Genomic DNA, 19,784 nt, shown 5'->3' on the forward strand with positions numbered 1-19,784 from the left:
ATGCAGATATTTATAAATATCCTATTTATAATTTTTTAGAATCAAGATTATTTTATTGAACTATTTATAATTTTGCATGCATGAGAAAAGAAGGAAAATACACACTTTTTGAAACACTATCAATTTATCTGATTTCTGGTAACTCGATACCTTTTATTTTGCGGTATAAATTTAAAGCGTAAGAATCCGTCATTCCTGAGACGTAATCCGTTACCGTTTGTATTTTCGTGTAAATGGAATCATCTTGATGAACTTTGTATTGTTCTGGCATGACGGATAGAATATTCCGGGCATAATAGGTTTCTGGTTTCAGAACAGCATCAATATATTCTTTTAATATGGTGGCAAGGATTTTGAAACCTGCAATCTGTATTTGTGTAACGATATTCGTGTGATAAATCCGGGAATAGGCTAATTCGGTACAGGTTTCATAGGCTTGTTTATTGGTGCCTGTTAAGTGATGTATCAAGCTGCCTTGAAAGGTTCCGTTCATGATTGCCTCGTAGTTTTGGCAAAAAATGTCTGCACAGGCATTGATTAATTTATTAATAATACCTGCACGTAGAAATGCGATACATTCGTTTTTGTCCGTGACAATTTTGAAGGTTCTGGAGATCGTCTTTAAATCTTCCTTGTCTGTATCTTTGTCGTAGAAATTAAGAAGTATCCGGGTAGTTTCATCATAGGATAGAATTTTCAGCTTATGAGAGTCTTCAATATCCATGATCTGATAGCAAATATCGTCGGCAGCTTCAACTAGATAAACGAGTGGATGGCGGACGTATTGCAAAGGTTTTGAGTTGAGTTGGATAATACCAAGTTCTTCGGCTACTTCCTTGTATATTTCTTTTTCACTTTGGAAAAATCCGTATTTATGTCCTTTGAGGGAGGCTTTAGATTCAAATGGGTATTTAACAATGGATGCAAGTGTGGTAAAGGTCATTGTGTAACCCCCTGGCCTGCGTCCGTTAAAGCTATGGGTTAATAACCGGAAAGCATTTGCGTTACCTTCGAAATGACTGATGTCAGCCCATTCCTCGTCCGTCAGGAGTTTTTTCAAGTATTGTCCTTCTCCTTCCGTGAAAAAATAAGAAATAGCCTCTTCTCCGGAATGTCCGAAAGGAGGATTCCCCAAATCGTGAGCTAAACAGGCCGTACTAACAATGGTACCGATTTCTTCGAGGATTTCCGGGTGTTCCAATGCCTCTTTGGTTTTAACAAATTGTGCAATCTTGTTTCCTAGCGAACGTCCCACGCTAGCTACTTCTAGGCTATGAGTTAGACGGTTATGTACAAAGATATTGCCCGGTAACGGGAATACCTGAGTTTTATTTTGTAATCGTCGAAACGGAGAGGAAAAGATTAAACGATCGTAGTCTCTTTGAAATTGTGATCGGTCATGAGAGCGAAACATGGTGATAGTACTTCCCGGTTGATAACGTCTCGATGATAATAATTTATTCCAGTCCATCATGGTAGTTCAGATTACAAATTTATAGGTTACAGGTTTAAGTAAAGTATGTCAATTGGAGACCTGTAACGGTTATACAAATGTAGTAATAAAAAGAAGAGGAAGCAAACTGCTTCCTCTTTCGATCTTTATTTTGAAATGAAGTGGTAGTGACTACCAAATCTTTCGAATGCTGCTTTATCAAGCGTTTCTCGGTGATCGGGATGAGCAATATTGATTAAAGTCTTTGCTCTTTCCTGAAGGGTTTTACCATAAAGGTCTGCGATACCGAATTCCGTAACAATGTAGTGTACATCGAAACGAGTGGTAACAACTCCGGCTCCGTTTAACAAGGTCGGGCAAATTTTACTCACGCCTTTGTTTGTTACTGCCGGTAAGGCAATAATCGGTTTTCCACCTTCGCTGGCTGCTGCTCCGCGGATGAAGTCTAATTGACCACCACTACCACTATAAAATTTAATACCCAAAGAGTCTGCGTTGACTTGCCCCGTGATGTCAACAGAAAGAGCCGAGTTGATAGCCGTCATTTTCGGTTGTTGTGCGATGATGAACGGATCATTCGTGTAACCTACATCCATCATGGCTACTCCCGGGTTATCATCGATGAAGTCATATACTCTTTTTGATCCCATCAAGAAGGTTGATACGATCTTACCTTTGTCGAATTTCTTATTCATGTTGTTGACAACACCTTTTTCATACAAGGGTAATACTCCGTCAGCAAACATTTCCGTGTGAATACCTAAGTTTTTGTGGTTTCCTAATTGGGAAAGTACCGCATTGGGGATTGCTCCGATTCCCATTTGCAGGGTAGCTCCATCCTCAATTAAGGAAGCTACATTTTTACCGATAGCAATATCCTGTTCTGTTAACGTTGCCGGATGAGCTTCGATAAGTGGGGTATTGTCTTCGCAGAAAATGTCAATGTCAGATAATCTGATAATTGCATCTCCCCATGCTCTCGGTACGTTCGGGTTGATAACGCCAATAACTGTTTTTGCATTCTGTACGGCAGCTAACGTGGCATCAACAGAGGTTCCCATGGATACAAAACCATGTTTGTCCGGGGGACAAACTTGGATCATAGCAACATCAACCGGGTGAATACCGCTTCTGATCAGTTTCTGGGTTTCACTCAAATGAACGGGTACATAATCTGCATATCCTTCTTGAGTCGGTTTACGCACGTTACTGCCCACGAAATAGGATTCTAGGAAGAAGATTCCTTCGAATTCTGCTTCTGCATACGGGGCACTACCTTCCGTGTGCAAGTGTTGCAACTTGACGTCTCTCAATTCTCCTGCACGTCCTCTGTTGCAAAGAGCTTGAATTAGACCTTGGGGGGCACAAGCCACACTGTGAATGTGAATCCGGTCTCCGGATTTTACAACTTTTACAGCCTCTTCAAATGACACTGTTTTGATTCCTTGATACATAGCAAGTTATTTTGTTTTGATTTCTTATGATTTAATTATTAGCTAACCTCTTGAAAGAGGGGTGCAAGTTAACAACACTCTTTTAATTAAACAATTTTTTCCGTAATTATTAGTGTCCAATTTGTGACACGGTTTTTACTTACAGTAGCCAGCCTAGAATGGCCTTTCCCGTGAAAAGATAAATGTTCAAACCGATGATGTCGTTCGTTAGGGTGATAAACGGTCCGGTAGCTAGAGCCGGATCTATCTTTAGTTTATTGAGTAATAACGGGAATGCTGTACCGAACATGGATGCGAACATGATCACGATAAACAAGGATATAGTTACCGTGATGGGCATGGCAAGTGATGTTAGGTTGAAACAAAGGGATAGGATAAAAATGATGGAAGAACAGATGCAGGCATTTATGACCGCACATGAAATTTCTTTTGAGATACTCTGTAATATGTTTTTTGATGTCAGTGTGTTGGAGGCAAGTCCTTTTACCACGATGGCGGAAGACTGGATACCCACGTTTCCCCCCATAGCGGTGATAACAGGAATGAACATGGCTGTTGCTGGGAATAAGGCAATGTCTGCCTCGTAGAAAGAAATCATGTAGGCCGCAAGCATTCCTCCGAATAAACCGATGATCAGCCACGGGAGACGAGCTTTCGTTTGGTCCCAGATCGTGTCGGAAGATTCCACGTCTTGCGAGATACCGGACATCATCTGGTAGTCTTTTTCTGCTTCTTCCCGGATCACGTCAACCACGTCGTCGATCGTGATTCGTCCGACAAGACGTCCGATAGAATCAACCACGGGAATGGCGACTAAATCGTACTTCTGCATGATACGTCCCACGGATTCGGCTGGTTCATCGGTGGTCACGTAGGTTACGTCCGGGTTATATATACTTTGGATTTTGGTAGATGTCGGGGAAAGAATCATCTTTTTCAATGAAAGTCTTCCTTTCAAGATGTTGTCGTCATCAACGACGTAGATGTAGAATATTTCATCTAGGTTCTCTGCTTGTCGACTAAGTTCGCGTAGACAGGTGAGGACGGTCCAATTCTCGTTGACTTTCACTAGCTCTTTACCCATAAGTCCACCGGCAGAATCTTCGTCGTAATGCAATAGATCGACGATGTCTCCCGCTTGTTCGAGGTCTTCCATGTGTGAAAGAACTTCTTGCTGCTGTTCGTTGGGCATACTACCCACGAGGTCGGCGGCATCGTCCGTGTCCATGTTGTCCACGAAACGTTTGGCTATAACTTCCGGGGGGAAAGAATCGATAAATCGTTGTCTTTCGTCTTCTTCGATTTCTGCCAGAACGTCTCCGGCTTTCTCTTCATCTAGCAACAGAAACAGGAATTGGGCTTCTTTGGTGTCCAATTCATTCATGATTTCGGCAATATCCGCCGGATGAAGAGGTTCTACCAACTTGGCGACATCTTCTTTATTATCCGCTTTTATCAGTCCCTCTATCTGGGAAACTAATTCTTCCGAGAGTTCAAACTGTTGCATAGTTCATCAATTACTTGTTTGCCTGCTGAATCTCTTTACATAGTGTAATGAAATCCTCTACACTTAATTGTTCCGGGCGCAAAGATAACGTTTCTGAGGCAAAATCCGGAGAAATAATTGATTTTAAAGAATTACGTAAGGTTTTTCGTCGTTGATTGAAACCTGATTTTACGATATTGAAAAAAAGTTTTTCGTCACAATCGAGTTTTTCCCTTTTATTCCGGGTGAGTCGGATTACGGCGGATTTTACTTTTGGTGGTGGATCGAAAACCTGTTCTCCCACGGTGAAAAGATACTCGATGTCGTAAAATGTTTGTAGGAATACGCTTAAAATCCCGTATGTTTTGTTCCCGTGAGAGGCACTGATGCGTTCGGCCACCTCTTTTTGTATCATACAGACGACTTGGGGGATTAGATCCCGGTTTTCTAGGATACGGAAAAAGATTTGCGAAGAGATGTTATAAGGAAGATTCCCGATAATCGAAAACGGTTCTGTGTAGAAATTTCGAATATCCGATTTTAGAAAATCCCCGTAAATAATCTGCTCTTTATGGGCAGGTAGCTCTTCGTGCAGGTAGTCAATGGACTCCTGGTCGATGTCAATGGCAAGCACGGAAAATTTCGTATCTTTTAATAAATGACGTGTCAGTACTCCCATACCCGGCCCGATTTCCAGTACCCCTTTGGTGACAGGTAGTAAACTCGCCGTGATTTTACAAGCGATGTTTTGGTCTTTCAAAAAATGTTGTCCCAGATGTTTTTTTGCTCGAACGATACTCATAGTATGAATTCAGGGTGTTATGGGTTAAACTTCCAATTATTTATTTACTTTTGCAAACGACTTACAAAATAATGCTTTTATTTTGATTTGTGAAAATTATTAGAGTCTCAATCTTGACGAATTTTGTGGATGAAGCCATTTTATAAACAGGTTATAAAGTTTTTTGCCTTTTTGCTGGTAACAGTTTTTTTGTTCTGGCTGGTGTATCGAGATCAAAATTTCGATGACTTGATGAAGGTTTTGCGTGATGATGTCGACTATACGTGGATATGGGTAGCGATTGTTTTCGGTTTACTTAGCCACGTGAGTCGTTCTCTGCGTTGGCAGATGTTGACGAAATCTATGGGATACCGGATTTCTTTCATGAATAGTTTTATGGGGGTGATGATTGGTTATTTTGCTAATATGGCGATTCCCCGGATGGGTGAGTTTACCCGTTGTGGAGTGGTGAGTGAATATGAGAACGTGCCATTCTCGAAGTTATTGGGAACGGTTGTTACCGAGCGGGTATTTGACATGATTATGTTGCTGTTGCTTACTTTGGTTGTTGTTGTTTCGCAATTTAAACAGGTCGGGATATTCCTGGATAATAATGAAGAGATTAAACAAAAGTTATACACGATGTTTCATTCCCCATGGACTTACGTGGTGTTGGGAGTATTGATCGTGGGGGTGGCAGGTTTCTTCTGGTTTGTACGGAAAGGTACTTTCTTCACCCGGTTACATCATTTTTTATCGGGAATGAAAGAAGGTTTATTGACCGTGAAGGACGTGAAGCATAAGTGGTTATTTATCGGTCATACGATTTTTATCTGGCTGATGTATTTTCTGATGCTATACGTTTGTTTCTTCTGTTTCCGGTTCACCTCTCACTTGGGACCGATGGTTGGTTTGACCGTGTTTGTCCTTTCCAGTTACGGGATGGTGGCTCCGGTACAAGGTGGCGTGGGTGCGTGGCATTTCATGGTGATTGCAGCCTTGATGATTTATTTACCGCATACGGAAGAAATTGCCAGCCTGTCTAAGACATTTGCTTTGTTGACTCACGGCACGATGACATTGTTGTATATCGTGGTAGGCGTGTTGTGTTTGTTATTCTTGCCAATATATAATCGGAAGTAAATTTCATGTTTATGGATATTGTTGAAAAATATTTTACCGGGTTAAGTGAGAGCCAATTGAAACAGTTCCAACAATTGGAGGGGCTTTACCGGGAATGGAATGAAAAGATCAATGTGATTTCGAGGAAAGATATAGATGCTTTGAACGTGCATCATGTTTTACATTCTTTGGCGATAGCAAAGGTGATTTCTTTCAAAGCGGGGACAAAAGTGTTGGATGTCGGAACGGGAGGAGGTTTTCCCGGAATTCCGTTGGCTATTATGTTTCCTGAGGTAGATTTTTTCCTGGTAGATTCTATCGGGAAGAAAATTAAAGTGGTAGAGGGTGTTGCAGGAGCTTTAGGCTTAAAAAATGTGATAGCAAGGCAATTGAGAGTAGAGACGATGAAAGAAAAATTTGATTTCATCGTGAGTCGTGCCGTGACGGCTTTTCCGGCTTTTGTAGCCTTGACCAGAAAGCGTATTCGAGAGAATAGTTTCAACGATTTGTCCAATGGGATTTTGTATCTGAAGGGAGGGGATTTTGAAGATGAGATTCGGGATTTCAAGGATAAAATTTCTGTTTATAATATTCCTGATTTTTTTGAGGAAGAGTTTTTCGAAACGAAGAAATTAATTTATATGAAATTCCTCAAATAATTTTCTATTAACGATTTGGGAATAAGAAGAATTCTTCTTAAATTTGTCGCAGTTTACATTTCCACCTGGTTCATGCCGGGTGATTTTACTTACGTAATGAGAATTATCCAAATATAACGTGACTATATGTACGATATTTTAGAACTGAATGAAAAGTTACTTTCAGATTTGCGTCAAATTGCAAAAGAACTGAATGTTAAAAGGATTGAATCCTTTAAAAAGAAAGAATTAATATACAAAATTTTAGATCAGCAAGCCATGATTGCTACCGAGGAAACAGCTCCCGTTGAACCGAAGGAGAAGAAACCTCGCGTGAGAGTGATAAGGGGAGGTGCTGAAAAAGTGGGAGATTCCAAGGGTGGATTAGCCAAATTTAATCGGAATAAAGATAAGAAGGCCGATGCGAAACAGGAGAAAACCCAAAATGAAACAGTCAAAGAGGCTCCCGAAAAGAAAGATGCAGTTTTACCCGTAGAGGAAGTGCAGCCGATCAATGTCGTGCATAGTGATATTTTGGATAAGGATCTGGTTTTCAGTCGAACGGAAAATGGTATTGTTGTAGAGAAAAAAGGAGAGGTTGTTGCAGAACCACAGGAAACGGAAGTAAAGAATGAAACTTCAGAGGCTCCTAAACGTGAGCAAGCCGGACAAAAGCAAGACCGTAAGTTTTTTGATAAGCGTAACCGGAAACAAACCAATCGAGAAGAGGTGAAAAGTGAAGAAGGTGAAGAAGAGGTGAAAGAGGAGAAGGCGGTTGAAGAGGTTGTTAAAGAGGAACAGGTGGCAGAAAGACCCAGCCGTCCGAAGTTTGTAAAACGGAATAGACGTGTTGAGAGAGATGAAGAAACCATTCGTCAAGATGTGGAAGAGAATGATTTTGAAGATGTCGAAAATGAATCTGGCGTTAAGGAAGAGGTTGAAAATGAAAATTATGAAAGCGTTCCTGCTGAGTTTGAAGAAAAAAGAGAAACTCAAAACAAGATGCGTTTTGACAAACGCGATAAATATTACGAGTTCGAAGGAATTATTTTAAACTCGGGTGTGTTGGAAATCATGCCTGACGGGTATGGATTCCTTAGATCTTCTGATTATAATTACTTGAATTCTCCGGATGATATTTACGTGTCTCAAAGTCAGATCAAGTTATTTGGTTTGTCAACGGGTGACACGGTGGAAGGAACCGTGCGTCCCCCGAAAGAAGGAGAGAAGTATTTCCCGTTGATTAAAGTATCGAAAATTAACGGGAAGTCTCCGGAAGCGGTGCGTGACCGAATCCCGTTTGATCACTTGACCCCGCTTTTCCCGAATGAAAAATTCAATCTTACCGGAAGTGGGCGGGCTACGATTTCTACTCGTGTGGTGGATATGTTTGCCCCGATCGGTAAAGGACAGCGCGGTTTGATCGTGGCTCAGCCGAAAACGGGTAAGACGATGTTGCTAAAAGAAATTGCTAACGCAATTTCAGCCAATCATCCTGAAGTGTATTTGATTATCCTGTTGATTGACGAGCGTCCGGAAGAGGTAACCGATATGGCTCGTAGCGTGAATGCGGAGGTGATTGCCTCTACTTTCGACGAGCCGGCAGAGCGTCACGTGAAGGTGGCCAATATCGTGTTGGAAAAAGCTAAGCGTATGGTAGAATGTGGGCATGACGTGGTGATCCTGTTGGATTCAATTACTCGTCTGGCTCGTGCTTATAACACGGTATCTCCTGCATCCGGAAAGGTGCTTTCCGGTGGTGTGGATGCAAATGCATTACACAAACCGAAACGGTTCTTTGGTGCAGCCCGTAATATCGAAAATGGTGGTTCGTTGACGATTCTGGCAACTGCGTTGACTGAGACCGGTTCAAAAATGGACGACGTGATTTTCGAGGAATTCAAGGGTACTGGAAATATGGAGTTGCAGTTGGATCGCAAGTTGTCCAACCGTCGTATTTACCCGGCTGTGGATATTACGGCATCAAGTACGCGTCGTGATGACTTGTTGTTAGAGGACTACACGTTGAACCGTATCTGGATTTTGCGTAACTATTTGACGGATATGAATTCTGTTGAGGCAATGCAATTCGTGAAGGATCGTTTGGAAAAGACGAAATCTAACGAGGAATTCTTGATCTCGATGAATGATAAATAGTTTTATAAGTTTTATAATATGGAAAAGCGGGTTCATAATGGACTCGCTTTTTTGATGCCTCAAATATAGAATCATTTTAAGTACGTGCTTATATCGCAATGCTGTAGCGGGTTATGTGTGAATGAACGTTCATTTGGGGTGTATGAAATGTATGTTTTGCAACATGTAGATTACAAAACAATGCTTTTTTTATTACCTTTGCATTGCAAAGAATAAAAAATGGAGAGTTTACGTAACACGCATAAGATCCTGATGAAAGAAAGGACGTCTGCTATCCGTCGTGGTTTATTGGATACGATAGATTCTCGTGCCCGGTTGATTGCGATAAAGGGAAGTCGTGGTGTGGGGAAGACCAATTTCCTACTAGACTTTTGCAAGGATCATTACAAGGACGATCCTTCTTGTCTTTACGTGAACATCAATAACTTGTTCTTTGCGATGGAAGGATTGTTTAATTTCGTGGAACGTTTCTACAAGCTGGGAGGGAAAGTATTGTTATTGGATCAGATCCATAAGTATCCAAACTGGGACCGGGAATTGCGGGAGGCTTACGATCGTTTCCCTGATTTGCAGATCGTTTTCACCGCATCTTCTATTTTACGGGTCAAATCCAACAAATATTTGCATGGAATCGTGGAAATGTACAACCTGAGCGGTTTGTCGTTTCGGGAGTTTTTGGAGTTAGAAACGGGATATAAGTTTCCCGTTTATTCTTTCGAGGAAATAGTGGAACATCACGAGGAAATCGTGAACGATATTCTTGAAAAGGTGCGTCCGTTAGCTTTTTTTAATAACTATTTGAAATATGGTTATTATCCTATATATTTGGAGGAGAAATCACATATTGATTATTTGCTGAAAAACATCAACTTAACATTGGAGTTTGATATTCCGTACAATAATCAAATCGAGCTGAAGTACTTGACAAAATTGAAACAATTACTTTTTATCGTGGCAAATGGTAATAGTAATATTAATATCAGTAAGCTGAGTGCGCAGATCGGTGTTTCTCGTGCAACGGTGTTAAATTACCTGCATTACATGAAGAATGCTCGGTTGTTGACTTTGTTGTTTGATCGGGAAAGTGATGATGAGAACGGGCTAAAACCGAATCAAGTATTTTTGCATAATCCCAATTTGCTGAATGCGGTTTGTTTGGATCAGACGGATTCATTGATGATTCGGAAAACATTTTTAATTAGTCAATTATGTGCCGTGGCAAGATTGAATTTTTCGGGAAATGAAGATTTATTCGTGAACCAGAAATACGAGATTTCTGTACGGCAACAAGGAGATAAAGGGCGAGTCCGGGATTCAGTAATTCTGATGACCGATATGATCGAACGAGGTAAAAAGAATGTTATACCCTTGTGGCTTGCCGGTTTTGTGTATTGAGAGAAGTAAAAATCTTAAATAGAGTGATCAACTATTGTTAGTTAATGTTTAAAAAAATGGCAAAAGAAAAGAAATTTATCACATGTGATGGTAACGCGGCCGCTGCTCATGTCGCTTATATGTTCAGCGAGGTATCGTGTATCTATCCTATTACTCCGTCGTCTCCGATGGCAGAGTATGTAGACGAATGGGCTGCTAAAGGTAGAAAGAACCTGTTCGGGGAGACTGTAAGAGTGATGGAAATGCAATCAGAGGCAGGTGCTGCCGGAGCTGTTCACGGTTCTTTGCAAGCTGGTGCGTTAACCACGACTTATACGGCCTCTCAGGGATTATTATTAATGATTCCTAATATGTACAAGATTGCAGGTGAGTTACTTCCTTGTGTTTTCCACGTGAGTGCTCGTGCTTTGGCTGCTCATGCACTTTCTATTTTCGGTGATCATGCAGACGTTTACGCTGCCCGTCAAACTGGTTTTGCTATGTTGGCTTCCGGTTCTGTGCAAGAAGTAATGGATCTTTCTGCTGTATCACACCTGACTGCAATCAAGTCAAGAGTTCCTTTCGTTAATTTCTTTGATGGTTTCCGTACTTCTCACGAGATCCAGAAGATCGAAGAGTTGGATATGGAAGATATTCGTGGCTTAGTTGACATGAAGGCTTTGCAGGAGTTCCGTGACCGGGCTCAGAATTCTGAGAACCCTGTAACAAAGGGAACCGCTCAAAATCCGGACGTATATTTCCAGGGTAGAGAGGCTGCTAACAAATTCTATGATGCCGTACCTGACATCGTGGCTAATTACATGGATGAAATGTCTAAGATTACGGGTCGTACCTATCGTCCCTTCGTTTATTACGGAGCTAAGGATGCCGAGAATATCATTATCGCTATGGGGTCTGTAACCGAGACTATCCGTGAGGTGATCGATTACAAACTTGCTAATGGCGAGAAAGTAGGTATGATGGCTGTTCATTTGTATCGTCCGTTCTCTGCTAAATATTTTATGGAGGCTGTTCCTGCTACTGTAAAACGTATTGCAGTGCTTGACCGTACGAAAGAGCCGGGTGCAAACGGAGATCCGTTGTATCTTGACGTGAAAGACGTGTTCTATGGCCAGAAGAATGCCCCGATGATCGTTGGCGGACGTTATGGATTAGGTTCTAAGGATGTAACTCCGGGACAAATCATTGCTGTTTACAAGAACTTGGCTATGAACGAGCCGAAGAATCAATTCACTCTTGGTATTGTGGATGATGTAACCTTCCGTTCTCTTCCTATTGAACCGGAAGTAAAAGTGAACTCAGACCACATGTATGAGGCTAAGTTCTATGGATTAGGTTCTGATGGTACTGTAGGTGCTAATAAAAACTCTATCAAAATTATCGGTGGAGCTACTAATAAATATTGTCAAGCTTACTTCGCTTATGACTCTAAGAAATCAGGCGGTTTCACGGCTTCTCACCTTCGTTTCGGGGATGATCCTATCCGTTCAACCTATTTGGTGACTACTCCTGACTTCGTGGCTTGTCACGTGCCTGCATACATTCATATGTATGATGTATTGAAAGGTTTGAAGAAAGGTGGTTCTTTCTTGTTAAACTCTCTTTGGGATGAAAAAGAGGTTGGAGAGCATCTTCCGAATGCAATGAAGCGTTATTTGGCTGAAAACGAAATTAATTTCTATATTATCAACGGAACGAAGATCGGTCAGCAATTAGGTTTGGGTAACCGTACGAACACGATCATGCAGTCTGCATTCTTTAAAATCACGAACGTGATTCCTTACGATTTGGCTGTTAGCGAGATGAAGAAAGCTATCGACAAGTCATACGGAAAGAAGGGTGAGGCTATCGTGAAGATGAACTATGCTGCTGTTGATGCAGGTGGTTTGGCTGAAAACGTAGTGAAAGTTACTGTTCCTGCTGAATGGGCAAACTTGAAAGACGAAGCATGTGTTTGTGACGAAAACCGTCCGGAATTTATCCGTAACGTGGTTGACGTGATGAACGCACAGAAAGGGGATGATCTTCCTGTTAGTGCATTTGCAGGACGTGAAGACGGAACTTTCCCTGCTGGAACTTCTAAGTTCGAAAAACGTGGTATCGCTATTGACGTACCGGAATGGCAAGTGAACAACTGTATCCAATGTAACCAATGTGCTTACGTTTGTCCTCACGCTGCTATTCGTCCGTTCCTGATTTCTGACGCTGAATTGGCTGCTGCTCCTGCCGGAACAGAAACCAAACCGGCTATCGGTAAAGAACTTGCAGGATTGAAATTCAAGATTCAAGTATCTCCGTTAGATTGTACTGGTTGTGGTAACTGTGCTGATGTTTGTCCGGCTAAGGAGAAAGCATTGATCATGAAACCGCTTGAATCTCAAGAAGCTGAAATCGCTCGTTTCGAGTATATGGATAAGAAGGTTGGCTACAAGAAAGTAGTTGAGCCGAATAACGTGAAAAATTCTCAGTTCCAACAACCTTTGTTCGAGTTCTCCGGAGCTTGTGCCGGTTGTGGTGAGACTCCGTATATCAAGTTAATCACTCAATTGTTCGGGGAGAGAATGATGGTGGCTAATGCTACCGGATGTACCTCAATCTATGGAGGTTCTGCTCCTTCAACTCCGTATTGCAAGAATTATCAATCAGGGCGTGGTGTAGCTTGGGCTAACTCATTGTTCGAGGATAATGCCGAGTATGGTCTTGGAATGGCAGAGGGTAATAACCGTTTGCGTGACCGTGCTAAGAGATTGTTGGAAGAGAACTTGTCAAGTTTCTCTGCCGAAACTCAGGCTGCTGTTAACGAATGGCTTGCTGCTTTCGAGGATGGAGAGAAGACTTTAGCTGTCAGCGACAATATGTCCGCTGCGTTAGCTAAAGAAAATTCAGCTATCGCTAAAGAGATTTTAGAATTGAAGGCTTACTTCACGAAGAAATCTCAATGGATCTTCGGTGGTGACGGATGGGCATACGACATCGGTTACGGCGGTTTGGATCACGTATTAGCAAGCGGTCACAACGTGAATGTATTAGTGGTTGATACCGAGGTGTATTCCAATACTGGAGGTCAATCTTCTAAATCAACCCCTGTTGGTGCCGTGGCTAAATTTGCTGCCAGCGGTAAACGTGTTCGCAAGAAGGATTTGGGTGCAATGGCAATGTCTTATGGTTATGTGTATGTTGCACAAGTTGCTATGGGATCTAACCAAGCTCAATATTTGAAAGCTTTGAAAGAGGCAGAGGCTTATGATGGACCTTCATTGATCATCGCTTACGCTCCGTGTATCAACCACGGTCTGAAAGCAAGCATGGGTAAATCTCAAGCTGAAGAGAAGAAGGCTGTTGAATGCGGATACTGGCAATTATACCGTTATAACCCGGCATTGGAAGAAGAGGGTAAGAACCCGTTCCAATTGGATTCTAAAGAACCGGATTATAGCAAATTCCGTGACTATCTGATGGGCGAAGTTCGTTTCAACTCCTTGTTGAAAGCTGCCCCGGAAGAAGCTGAGCAATTGTTTGCCAAGACGCAGTCTGATGCTAAATGGCGTTACGAGGGGTACAAACGTCGTGCAGAAATGAAATACGGCGAGTAATACTCCATTAATAATAGAAAAAGATCGCTCGGGATTTATTTCCGGGCGATTTTTTTTGTAGATTCCACTGATAAGCCATAAACACGACTCTTTTGTATTATCCGTGTCTTCATTTTACTGTATTCTGAAAAACGAAACAAAACGCACCCGTATACGATGAAATTACCTAAATACGGTTCAGTTGTTAATTTTAATTACTTCATTAGAGGCACGATAGATTGTAAATACACTATAAATAGTACTAATTCTTGATTTACTGAAAGTATTTTTGTATTGTATAAAATGAGAAGGAATAATGGATAATAATTAGGTATTTTTTGGTAGATGACAATTACAGTTACTTATTTCAAGTAGAAATGATGATTGAGAGTATTTTGATCATGCTGGGGTTGTTAGAAGTAAAATAAAACCTTTTTGTTTATCTCAATTTGATGAGTGTATATTAGACTATTTGTAGTTGGAAGGAATGATTAAGAAAATACATATATTGGGGATAATTTTGGCATCTGTTCTACTGGTGTCTTGTATCGAAGAGCGTTTGAGCGCAGATGATACAGAGAATGCATCGGCCTATTTACAGGTGCGAGGGAACAGTTTGTTAAGTTCAACAGACCCGCTTGATAATGAGATTAAGAACCTTAGGATACTTGCGTTCAAGAAAAACACGGGACAATGTGTAAGCAATAAATTGTATAGTGCAGAATTGAACGATGTGATCAATCATCCTATTGATGAGGGTGTATATGATTTCGTGTTTTTGGCGAATGAACCGAACTTAGTGAGTATTTTGGATGGTTTGAATGGGATTAATGACTACGCTGATCTTGGAAATATCACGTATCCCGAACAAGCTTTTAGATCTGATGTACCCGTTCCGATGTTTCAAGAATTAAAGAATGTAGAGGTTCTTCCTAACCGGGGTGGAGCGAGAGTTGATGGAGGGGAAATACAGAGTCTGATAGAATTGCAATTGGAACGGCTTGGTACTCGCGTAGATATTGTATTGGAAGGAGAAGAGGATTTAACGGATTATTTTAAAGGAATTACTTTTTATAATCTTCCGGAAGGGATCACGTTGATGTCAGCAAGTAATGCCTCGCTTGGTAGAAGTAAGAACCGGAACTTTACATTGACAGACGATGCCGGCTATTTCACGAGTGTTTTTCCTAGCTTGGAGCAACAATCTCGTGGTATCGTGTGGGTAAAGAAAATCACTCGGTTCATATTACCGTTCAGTAATTTTTCACCTGAAGATGACGACAGCAAGGCTATTACATTAAAAGTTGATATGGAGAATCGGTATAGCCCTTCTTGTCACTTGAAAATACAGAGCAAGGGAGTGGCTGGAGCCTCGAAGGATAACTACACTTTACCTTATAATTCTGCACTTTTACTTACCGGTACGATTAAGGCTCCTTTGAATCTTAATATCCAAGTAACACCCTGGGGAGAAGAGCAACATGACTGGCAAGTTCAGAATCGGTATTTGAATGTTTCTGACATAAACGTGAATATTACTGATTATAATGGAGCCCGGATTACATTTTCATCCAATATGCCCGTGGTAAAAGTGTTACCGAACGTGATTGTCGGGAGTGGGTCGCAGACCATGGAAACGGGTAAAGTATTTAATGATCTTGTGCTTGGAACAGGAGAGACTTCAACAAGTCGTTTCGCGTACACTTACGATGCGGTAAGTGGTAAAGGTTCCGGATACATGGATATTTTGTTAGACGAATATAACATGGATATGGCGACTTTTCAAACGAATCCTAATGGGCGTTCTACTGTATTCCGGCTTGTGTTGTCGGCGGAAGATGAGAATGGGGGAAATAGCCTGCAAAGAGAAATCACTGTAAATACAAGCCAGAATGGAATACATTTTGCGGCTAATCCGTGGGATGGGTATACATATATCGGTGCTTTCTTTCGGGAAAATGAAACAGGTGAACGGATTATTTCGATGCAGTTACCTAAACGAACGGACGGGGCTCTTGGATTTTGGAATGTGAAAGTTGATAATTCATATAAAGGTCAAGTTATCTTGAGTACGACACCGAGTTTTGATCCTTATGCCGGGACGGATAATCCGGGAAGACCGGAGTTATACCCTGTGCGTCCGAATGAATATAAAAGAGAAGAATTGGTTAGTGATGGAACCGAAATAAAAGGTAAAGGCCGAATTTATTTCCGTGTAGCTTGGCGGGAGGCGAATAATAATTCAGGAAATACAGGAGAGAAAACGCCTAAGTATGCCACGCTTACAGTAACTTATGCTACTGCCAATTGGGAGGTTTCGTATAAACTTTATTTACGACAAGGAGAGGCTGACGACTATATTATGAATAAAGGAACATCAATTGCCAGCGGACCTTTGAGTGGCGTGCAGCGGAGTTATGCCAGAAAAGTTTCTCCATTTAACTTGATAGATCCGAAAATGAAAAATAAGGATCAGAATTATGTCGAATTATATGAGCAAACGGATAAAAAAGGAGCGGAATTTGTTGATTATCCGACTCAGGCCGGAACTTTCTATCAATGGGGGGTAAACAAGGCAGATAATACTTTTCTTGCTTACTTTCGTCGGGCTTATCATCCGGCCCAGCCATTTAACGGGACTTCTCCCACGGGATACTGGGCGAGTGATCAAGCTATAAATAAAATTCCGATATGGGCATCTTCGGGAGCGGGAGCGACGACAGACTACGAGTATGGGTATGGAAATGAATTTGAGATCTGTCCTCCGGGGTATCATAGACCAACAGACGGGTACACGAATCAAATTTCGTACAACGGGCCTTATCCGAATTATAAATGGAATGGTGTTTATGTTGATATTGATGGTAATCAGGTGAGTCAGACAAATAGTTCTGGTAATATCGCTTTTTCTGAATGGAGACAATCTCTATGGAAGAATCCTTGGCAGGGGGAAACTGTTCCGGGAAACGAGCAAGTTAAAGTTGGGGCTGGAACTTCTCTGGTGAAAACAGCTGTTAGAGAAAGAACCTCGCCTGCTTACCAAGCAAATACAGATATTTTCTTGTTGTTCGGGTTATATGCCGACGGTTACTTTGACCGGCGACCGAAAAAGATTCAGTCATCAACGACGAGTTCTGTTCAGGTCGGAGTTGCCGTAAATAGTCCTAGTGTGGCTTATCGAGGAACAATAGTTTATAATCCGGAGACGAATGCCTCCGTCTTTTTCCCGGCTTCCGGGCGGAGAAAGAATACGGCAGGGCAATTGGAGTATGCAGGAGAAGCTGCGTATTATTGGAGTTCTTCGACGGCACCTAAAACTCCAACTTGGGATGGAATCATTGTCCGGTCTGTTTGGGCAGTTGAAATTGGCAGTTGGAATCCTGGCCATTTACATACGCTACCGGAATTCGGTCATTCTATCCGTTGTGTAAAAGATGAAATAAGCTCAAATTAATAAGAGATGTATAAGTATAGATATATATTAGTTTTATTCACGCTGCTGTTATCCTTCTCGACTTGTTCAATACGGGAAGAGGAGAGAGGTGGGCCTGTGGTCACGGAAGAAAAGATCAGGTTTGAGCTTTTCACCCGGATTGGGGCCTACGGGCTACCTGTTTCCCGGGCCGGGGCGGATGAAACTAATGTAGACCAACGACCTTGGGTACTTGTTTTTCGAGGAACCAATGGGGATGCTGAATTTGTGGAGGCAGTTCAGGCTGATGAGCTTAACGGTAAAACTTACGTTTACCTGACGGAACAAACCGTGGCTTGTCGGTTATTGATACTGGCGAATCAGTCAAGTGGTTTCTATGTGGGAAACACGTTATATGCATTTACCGCGGAGAATTTTAATACTTGTCTGGAAAATAAGACACTTACTTATGCAAGTGAGAACTTGCTTACGGCAGCATTGACCGATCCGCAAATGACGGTGCCTTATGTCGGACAAAAATTGCCTATGAGCGATTTGGTTGATGTGACTAAGATCGATGCCAGCGTGACAATACCCCAAGTACAATTGAAACGTGTTGTCGGGAAAATCATTGTACGGAACACAGACCCGGATTTTGTATTGGAGGGAATTACAACGGTGACAAATGTTGCTAAAGAGTCAAGATTATATAATTTAAACGGAACCTTGAAACAAAGTATTGGAGCCGGAAATTTAGTGGAATATAGAGTAGATAATCTGTATAGTTCAAATATTGCGAATGCAGAAACGATCGTTGTGGGTGAGCAAACGACAGGGAATAATCCCCTTTATGTTTACGAGACACATACATTGTCAAATAATACCTATCTTATTATTCGGGGACGTTATATGAACGATCCGTTCTTTTACAAAATGGCTCTTGTGGATGATCACCTGGATATGTTGAATCTTCAGCGTAACACGGAATACATTTTCACGATTACTTCTGTTAAAGGGATGGGATACGGTACAATTGCAGATGTAAAAGCTTCGTTGGCATCTAATACCAATCTGAATTATACTATTTTGGTACAGGATCAAGCGGGTTACGAGATCATGAGTAATAACGAGTATTATCTAGGGGTGACCAATTCTCATTTCGAGATTTACGCCTCTGCGGGTACAAGTGACACCTATACCGCTTTTACCATGATAACGGATTGTAAAACAGAATTCCAGGATAAAAGGACTATAACCTCGCTTACGAATGGGCTGGAGATTGTTTCTCCTGCTAATGGTAGGATCCCGGTTTCAACAGATTCTCCTTACGAGGTGAAAATAAAGATGCTGACCGGTTTTACCTCGGGAGAGATCGAACTATATCTTGGTAATCTGAGAAAAGTGATAACGGTCAGAAGGAACGATATGCTATCCGGTGTGGCGAGAGTAATTAACCAGTTTATTGATAACGGGTATTATGTTTCCGCCCACGTGGAAGATTACGCGAGTCATACTTGGCTGAAATTATCTCCCGGGGAAGGAGGGGTACGTAATGATCCGGATTACATATATGTGGATGATGGAAAGATCAACTTGAATGTAGAGAGGAATGGATCTGGCAAGAGAGTGGGAGTTGTATATGTTGCGGTAGGTAAAGGTTCAACTCAAAGAATAAAAGTTTATATAACTCAAGCGGTAATAGCCTCTTGATGTGAATCAACTATAAAATGAAACTATGAAGAAACTACGATTGATATTTATTTTTTTACTTGCTTGTTGTGCCATTTCCGAAATGCAGGCACAGAAAGTTGCGGTAAAAAGTAACCTGCTATATGATGCAACAGCTACTTTTAATCTTGGGGTGGAACTCGGCTTGGCTCGGAAGTGGACGCTTGATGTTCCCGTGAACGTGAATCCTTGGAAATTTAGCGATGGTATGCGGTTACGGCACTGGGGAATACAGCCTGAAGTTCGTTACTGGTTTTGCGAGCGTTTCCGACGTACTTTTATCGGGTTACATGCCCATTATGCTGATTTTAATGTCGGTAGTTTACCCCATTGGTCTTTCATAAGCAAGAATATGCAACAGAACCGTTACGAGGGACATCTTTATGGTGCCGGGATTTCTATCGGTCACGCTTGGATATTAAAAAAACGTTGGGGTATAGAGGCTACTCTCGGGCTAGGCTATGCCCGGATCGTTTATGACAAGTATCCTTGTGCGGTATGTGGTACCCGGCTAAAATCCGGTAATCGTGATTATTTCGGCCCTACAAAAGTTGGTATATCATTAATCTATTTAATCAAGTAAAGT

General features: G+C 41.6%; 12 protein-coding genes. 8 read left to right on the plus strand and 4 right to left on the minus strand.

What is annotated here, in order from left to right; genetic code table 11:
* Nucleotides 1-124: 124 nt before the first annotated feature.
* The 4 genes from AB5542_RS16390 to rsmA all read right to left on the minus strand — a co-directional run bounded on the left by AB5542_RS16390 (nucleotide 125) and on the right by rsmA (nucleotide 5,195).
* Nucleotides 125-1,471, minus strand: a complete 1,347-nt coding sequence (locus AB5542_RS16390) for a deoxyguanosinetriphosphate triphosphohydrolase (protein ID WP_087421895.1) — start codon at nucleotides 1,469-1,471, stop codon at nucleotides 125-127.
* A gap of 128 nt (nucleotides 1,472-1,599) precedes the next feature.
* Nucleotides 1,600-2,907 carry an acetyl-CoA hydrolase/transferase family protein gene (locus AB5542_RS16395; protein ID WP_279038953.1) on the minus strand — a complete coding sequence of 436 codons (1,308 nt, stop codon included), beginning with the start codon at nucleotides 2,905-2,907 and terminating at the stop codon, nucleotides 1,600-1,602.
* A gap of 139 nt (nucleotides 2,908-3,046) precedes the next feature.
* A complete protein-coding gene (gene mgtE, locus AB5542_RS16400) occupies nucleotides 3,047-4,414 on the minus strand; it encodes a magnesium transporter (RefSeq protein WP_087421668.1) in 1,368 nt (455 codons plus the stop codon).
* Between the two features lie 10 nt (nucleotides 4,415-4,424).
* A complete protein-coding gene (rsmA, locus tag AB5542_RS16405; protein WP_118305756.1) occupies nucleotides 4,425-5,195 on the minus strand; it encodes a 16S rRNA (adenine(1518)-N(6)/adenine(1519)-N(6))-dimethyltransferase RsmA in 771 nt (256 codons plus the stop codon).
* Nucleotides 5,196-5,324: 129 nt separating this feature from the next.
* Here rsmA and AB5542_RS16410 point away from each other — a divergent pair, with 129 nt between their 5' ends.
* The 8 genes from AB5542_RS16410 to AB5542_RS16445 all read left to right on the plus strand — a co-directional run bounded on the left by AB5542_RS16410 (nucleotide 5,325) and on the right by AB5542_RS16445 (nucleotide 19,781).
* Complete coding sequence (locus AB5542_RS16410) at nucleotides 5,325-6,317, plus strand: lysylphosphatidylglycerol synthase transmembrane domain-containing protein (RefSeq protein WP_288215218.1); 993 nt, start codon at nucleotides 5,325-5,327, stop codon at nucleotides 6,315-6,317.
* An 11-nt stretch (nucleotides 6,318-6,328) separates the two neighbouring features.
* The gene (gene rsmG, locus AB5542_RS16415; protein ID WP_279038960.1) at nucleotides 6,329-6,955 is read left to right on the plus strand and encodes a 16S rRNA (guanine(527)-N(7))-methyltransferase RsmG; all 627 of its coding nucleotides are present in this window, start codon (nucleotides 6,329-6,331) and stop codon (nucleotides 6,953-6,955) included.
* Nucleotides 6,956-7,081: 126 nt separating this feature from the next.
* Entirely contained in the window at nucleotides 7,082-9,091 is a 2,010-nt protein-coding gene (rho, locus tag AB5542_RS16420) for a transcription termination factor Rho (RefSeq protein WP_279038962.1), read from the plus strand.
* 219 nt (nucleotides 9,092-9,310) lie between these two features.
* Complete coding sequence (locus AB5542_RS16425; RefSeq protein ID WP_279038965.1) at nucleotides 9,311-10,486, plus strand: AAA family ATPase; 1,176 nt, start codon at nucleotides 9,311-9,313, stop codon at nucleotides 10,484-10,486.
* A gap of 56 nt (nucleotides 10,487-10,542) precedes the next feature.
* Nucleotides 10,543-14,079: a pyruvate:ferredoxin (flavodoxin) oxidoreductase gene (nifJ, locus tag AB5542_RS16430; RefSeq protein WP_279038967.1), complete on the plus strand. Its 3,537-nt coding sequence runs from the start codon at nucleotides 10,543-10,545 to the stop codon at nucleotides 14,077-14,079.
* Nucleotides 14,080-14,545: 466 nt separating this feature from the next.
* Nucleotides 14,546-17,512 carry a hypothetical protein gene (locus AB5542_RS16435; protein WP_279038969.1) on the plus strand — a complete coding sequence of 989 codons (2,967 nt, stop codon included), beginning with the start codon at nucleotides 14,546-14,548 and terminating at the stop codon, nucleotides 17,510-17,512.
* A gap of 6 nt (nucleotides 17,513-17,518) precedes the next feature.
* Entirely contained in the window at nucleotides 17,519-19,180 is a 1,662-nt protein-coding gene (locus AB5542_RS16440) for a hypothetical protein (RefSeq protein WP_340279456.1), read from the plus strand.
* A 25-nt stretch (nucleotides 19,181-19,205) separates the two neighbouring features.
* Nucleotides 19,206-19,781, plus strand: coding sequence for a DUF3575 domain-containing protein (locus AB5542_RS16445; protein ID WP_279038973.1), 576 nt, complete (start codon nucleotides 19,206-19,208; stop codon nucleotides 19,779-19,781).
* Nucleotides 19,782-19,784: the final 3 nt, after the last annotated feature.

This window comes from Butyricimonas sp. RTP31003st1_G1_RTP31003_210430, assembly GCF_040920905.1.
Classification (GTDB): domain Bacteria; phylum Bacteroidota; class Bacteroidia; order Bacteroidales; family Marinifilaceae; genus Butyricimonas; species Butyricimonas paravirosa.